Genomic DNA, 5,230 nt, shown 5'->3' on the forward strand with positions numbered 1-5,230 from the left:
AGGTAATGAGTTTCCTCAATTTAAAACCAGCTGAGATAAGCAGTCAGATAGTTCCAAGAGATATCTACTGCGAGTACGTCGGATTTTTGGCAAACGTTGCGGCAACACTTGAAAAAATAGCGACAAACATAAGACTTCTTCAGAGAGCCGAAACTGCAGAAGTTTTCGAGAGGTTTGAAAGAGAGAAGCAAGTCGGCAGCTCCACGATGCCCCACAAAAGGAATCCGATAGACAGCGAGCAAATCTGCGGATTGGCGAGGGTAATAAGAGGATTCGTCGAACCTCAGTTTCAAAGCTCGATTCTGTGGGAGGAAAGAGATCTAACAAATTCTTCAGCGGAGAGGATAATTTTGGTCGAAGCTACAGTTTTGCTTGACCACATTCTCACAAAGGCTATCAAAGTCGTGGAAGGACTGGGAATAAACGAGAAGGCTGTGAAAGAGAACTTAGAAAAGCAACGAGGATTGAACATGAGCGAGGCTGTGATGATTGCCCTTACCAAAAAAGGTATGAGTCGGCAAGAAGCTCACGAATTGCTAAGGAAACTATCCATGAAAGCCTACGAGGAGAATAAGCATCTTAAAGACGTTCTGCTCGAAGATGAAATCATAAGGAGGTACTTCAGTGAAAAAGAGATAGAAGAGTTGATAAAACCGGAAAATTACCTCGGCACGGCTTTGGAGAGAGTAGATAAGGTTGTTGAAAGCGTTAAAAGCTACGTGGAGAAGTATTTCGAGTAAATTCTTCCAAGAGCTTCTTACAATTTTTTAAAGACGAAATTACAACACTCTAAGGCGAGTTTTGCATCCTCAATAGAGTAAATCTCCTCTGGTGGCAAAGCCAGCTCCTCATCTCCGTACATGCTTTGAAAACTCATTTCTGTTCTTTCTGAGTATTGGCCCGACATCATGAACTTTAGGAGGCTCGATGCCAACAAGTCTCAATGCTGCTTTTAGGGATAATTCCACTGCCTCCTGACACTGCCTTATCGTGTATGGATAGTTCCCACTTTCAAAAGCTTCTTTAGCATGTTTCCACCTTTCTTCAGCCTGCTTGATGTAGGATCTCGCCATGGAGATGTTGTTCAGATTTCTATCACCTCCCCGAATTTGTAATCCTGCTTTAAAATCCAATACCACCTCTTGCCAATTCTAATTCTTTTAGCTCCAAGTTCTTTTAGCTTATTTTCAACGTCTTTTAGAACTTTTTTGAGAAAATCGTCTCTATCGTAGAGAATTAGTGCATCTTCAACCATGTCAAGTAGTATCGGCGGATGCTTCTCCACCTCTTTCGGCGAGAGAATTAGAGGGGAGAAATCTATAAAGTAACCTTTATCGATCAGGCAATCTTTTAAATTCTCTAAATCCCTTTCAGCTTCCTCAAATTCAAGCTGCCTCTCCATTCTACTCTTTGGAGGATTCTCAACGACTACCAGAAGGTCTATGTCGCTATCTTTTCTCGCTTCCCCTCTTGCAACAGAGCCGAAAACAGCCACTGATACAAGTCTTTTTCCGTATTTTTTCTTCAGATTTTCAGTGATCTTCCTCGCAAGATCTAAGTGAATGTCCATCAAGAAAAGATTAGTTGCGTAGCTTAATTACGTTTTCTCTAAGTCAAATCAAGTTCGATTACGCTTCCATTTTCAACATCCTCATCGCTGAGCCTGAGCGTCTTCACAATTCCATTACTCTCGATTGTGTAATCCTCTACGGGCTTCACTGGATACTTCGTTTCTTGAGCGTAAGGCAAAATCAGCTCGTATTCTCCGTTTTCAACCTTGACTTTCTGCATGTATTCGAAAATTCTTCCCTGATTCGTCTTTACTTTTACTTTTGCAACTACGTAATCGCCAGAAGCTTTACCTTTAACAACCGCTCCCCTCACGTATTCGAAAATTTTGACGTAGCCGGTGGAAGTCTCGTTTACTTTAAAGCCGAACTTGTTAGCGTAGAGGCTGTTGAAGATTTTTCTGTAGAAGAGCTCCTGAACTCCGGGGAAAGTGCCGGAAGAAAATCCGCTTTCGTAAACCATTCTGTAATGCTTTAAGCCAATTCCGTCGAAGATATGGAATTTGGCTTCCATTGTTTTGTAGTAATTTTCATTCGGAACGCTTATCGTTCCCATCGGAGTAACTCCCGGAGGTAGTCTTGGGGAGAGAGAAATTCCGATATTTCCTCTCATGTCGTGGTAAATAATTCCGGTTCCAGCATAGTACGTTCTCCAGCCTTTTTCTAATGTCCCCTCAGCCCAAACAGCCATCGCGTAGAATTTCCCAGTAGCCATTTCAACATCGCTCACAACGTATTTTACACCAAGCTTTTCCGCTATGCTATTCGCGTAGCTCTCGTTTAAAGCTGTAAAGAACGGAGCGGCTCCGGGAACGTTGTTGTATTTATTCCCTATCCCCTGCTGGAAAGGATTCGCCACGGGAATGCGGTGAGCTATTGCGGTGATCCAGTGTCCGTAGTCCCACCAGCTTATAACGCTGTAAACTCCCTCCGGATAGTAAGGATACTTCTCCCTCGGATTTTCTGGGGGTTTGTAGAGTTCAAAATAAAATTTATCGTAGGTTTCCTTTCCCGGCGTGTTTTCCCTCATCCATACCAAAGCTTCGTACCACTGCTTGTTGATTCCTCCAGCTGAGTATTTGCTGTAGGTCATCGCCTGCGAGAATGTTGGATAGATTAGGATGAACAGAACAAGAGCTCCAGCTACAACTTTACTTGCCCCAATTTTTTTAGTCGTTTTCTCGTCTCCTTTAACTGCAGCTGCAACGTAGTCGTAGAATCTAATCTTTTCAAGAATTCTGTCGGCAACCATAGCCGCGAAAACTGCTGAAACCACTCCGAAATAGTAGGCGAATCTATTCTGTCCAGCTAAAGCTACGAACATCGCCATGCCCCAGACAAAAATGAAAAGGTAGAGCTTTTTCTTCTCCTTAATGAATAAATAGAGAGTGTAGATAATTCCGGGCAAGGCGAAGAAAAATGTCATGCCAAAGTTCTGCCAAGCCGGAGCCAAGCTGAATTTTCCTCCGAGAGTGAAAAAGGGTTGGACCTCAGCTATTGTTAACGCTCCACCTTTTGGCTGTACAACCCTAAATATATACATCAAATTTCTGAAAAAGTCTGGTGAAAGAATTGAGACTGTTAGAATGGATACAGCAGCGAGTAGTATTATTGTAGCTGGAAACGCTAAACTTCTTGGCAAATTTAGCTTGTCGTAAATTCCTCTTTCTTCCAATTTTTCTATGAGTCTGAAAATGAATAACAGCAAAATTGAACCCAGCAATACAATTAACTGGAAAGGAGAGTACCTGGTCGTGCTAAATCCCGGATAGACGAATGCAAAAGGCAGATAAACGATTGCAGCTACGGCAAAAGCTATAATAGCTATATACGTGAGGTTTTCCGTCTCTGCTTTGATGTAATCCCTGAGCAGATAAACGAAGAAGGCATAAACGAGAATCATTATCGCAGCAATGAATCCAGGAGCCCAGGCATCCAAGTACAAACCGAGAGCAATTCCAGTTAAAACCGGATACGCAAGAGCTCTTTTATCTTTCAGATTCTCTCTCGCATTTCTTCCGCTCCAAGCGTTTATAGAAGCTGCGAAAAGAGCAAGCGTTGATGTCTGCCAGAAAACCTCCCAAATGTGATGGTCGTTGAAGCTCAAAACGCTTCTAGCCATTAGCTGTCCGGGGATTAAAACGACCAGAAATGAAGCGATAACTCCGGCTTTTCTTCCAAACACTTCTTTAGTTAAGAGATACGTTGGTAAAGCAAGTAAAGCTCCTCCTACGGCAGGAATAAATGCTACAATCGTCCTGATTTCTGCTGGAGTTGATGCTCCAAATAGTTTGGCAAGGATCGCTCCAAGATACACCAAAAAAGGTCCGAAGTGCAAGTAAGTTCCGTAGGGGAAGTGAGTGAAGGCATCAAACCACAGCCTACTCGGGAAATTGTAAACGGCTGATTCGATAAGCCTGAAATAGTACCAAGGATCGTTTCCGCTGAGCCTCGCTCCTTCCATCCAAGGAACAAACACAAGGTTCCAAGGATTGACAATTCTAATGTAAAGACCAAGAATGACGGCAAGAAGAAGAATAGGAAGATGCCAGTACTTCTCAAGTTTTTGAGACATGGCAAACATCTTCGGGGATTTGGATTTAAACTTTACTGTTAAAGTTTTTTCAAAAGCGCTACAAGCTCTTTTTCTCTACCATTGACTTCAAACTTTTCAATTAACTGGCAGTGATCACTCTCAGCCACCAAACTTTCGAAGATCTCTTTATGCCTCGCTGGAAGAGCGAGAACTATCGTTCCGTTCTTCTTTACGCAATCGAACCTCAAATTGTCAAGTAAATGGGCAACATCCACGCAGAACAGGCTGTCGAAAACGCAGCTTTTGAAAGGCAAATTATTTCCGTCACCTATAATTAAGTGGTCGGAGGGATTTTTCTCCAGAGATGCCACATCGATATCCAAAGCAACGACCTCACTTTCAACGTCCCTCTCTGCCAGAAAATCGAAGAGAAATCCACTTGCCGAACCGAGATCCAAAACCAGTTTTCCAAGACTGAGATCGTTTTTCTCGATTCTTTCTAAAATTTCTTCGTATTTTTCGTACTGTATTTCCCTCCAGCTTTCGTATATCTCTGAGAAGAACACCAAAGTCAGGCTTCAGGAGGTTTTATAATTTTTGCGGAAACGTTAAATTTGTTAGAAAAGATCATCTTATGAATGCGAAGAGAGGTTGTTTTGTGGCTGAAAAGTGCTGAAGATGACGTATATGATGCGGAATTATTTTTTAAGAATTCAAGGTATTTCAGAACAGCATTTTTCTCGCAGCAAGCTGTTGAAAAAGCTTTGAAAGCTATGTTTTTTATCGTCAAAAAGGAAGATCCGCCAAAAATCCATACAGTCACAGAGCTTTATTCCGAGCTGAAAAAGAGCGACTTCAGTCTTCCCAAGGAGATCGAAGAACAACTCTACATTTTGAATAAATATTATACTGTTTCTAGGTATCCCGACGCTGCAAACGGATTACCGTCTGAGAGCGTAGATAGATTAGAAGCTGAAAGAGCGTTGAAGATAGCGAAAGAGGTTTTTGAGTATGCAAAGAAACTTGCCCAAGAGAGTTTATGAAGTTTCCGAGAAAATAAAGCGAGCTCTTGCCAAAAGAGGAATTTCTGTTAAAGAGATATACCTTTTTGGTAGCTACGCTAATG

At 42.1% G+C, this 5,230-nt stretch carries 6 protein-coding genes; 2 read left to right on the top strand and 4 right to left on the bottom strand.

Going from position 1 to position 5,230, the window contains the following annotated elements; genetic code table 11:
* A partial coding sequence (locus tag F7C14_RS00880) for a lyase family protein (protein WP_290898757.1) occupies positions 1 to 740 on the top strand: 740 nt, incomplete at its 5' end.
* Between the two features lie 108 nt (positions 741 to 848).
* On the opposite strand, the gene F7C14_RS00885 is transcribed toward F7C14_RS00880, so the two are convergent.
* From F7C14_RS00885 to F7C14_RS00900, 4 genes are read right to left on the bottom strand one after another with little or no spacing between them, the layout of a single operon-like run.
* A complete protein-coding gene (locus F7C14_RS00885) occupies positions 849 to 1,073 on the bottom strand; it encodes a HEPN domain-containing protein (protein WP_290898760.1) in 225 nt (74 codons plus the stop codon).
* 11 nt (positions 1,074 to 1,084) lie between these two features.
* Positions 1,085 to 1,570 (bottom strand): nucleotidyltransferase domain-containing protein, encoded by a 486-nt coding sequence (locus tag F7C14_RS00890; protein WP_290898763.1) that lies wholly within the window; start codon positions 1,568 to 1,570, stop codon positions 1,085 to 1,087.
* Between the two features lie 38 nt (positions 1,571 to 1,608).
* A complete protein-coding gene (locus F7C14_RS00895) occupies positions 1,609 to 4,143 on the bottom strand; it encodes an oligosaccharyl transferase, archaeosortase A system-associated (protein WP_290898769.1) in 2,535 nt (844 codons plus the stop codon).
* Between the two features lie 38 nt (positions 4,144 to 4,181).
* Entirely contained in the window at positions 4,182 to 4,670 is a 489-nt protein-coding gene (locus F7C14_RS00900; RefSeq protein WP_290898776.1) for a class I SAM-dependent methyltransferase, read from the bottom strand.
* Between the two features lie 72 nt (positions 4,671 to 4,742).
* On the opposite strand from F7C14_RS00900, the gene F7C14_RS00905 reads away from it, so the two are divergent.
* Entirely contained in the window at positions 4,743 to 5,147 is a 405-nt protein-coding gene (locus F7C14_RS00905) for a HEPN domain-containing protein (RefSeq protein ID WP_290898784.1), read from the top strand.
* Positions 5,148 to 5,230: the final 83 nt, after the last annotated feature.

This window comes from Ferroglobus sp. (genome assembly GCF_015521575.1).
In the GTDB taxonomy this organism is placed as follows: Archaea; Halobacteriota; Archaeoglobi; order Archaeoglobales; family Archaeoglobaceae; genus Ferroglobus.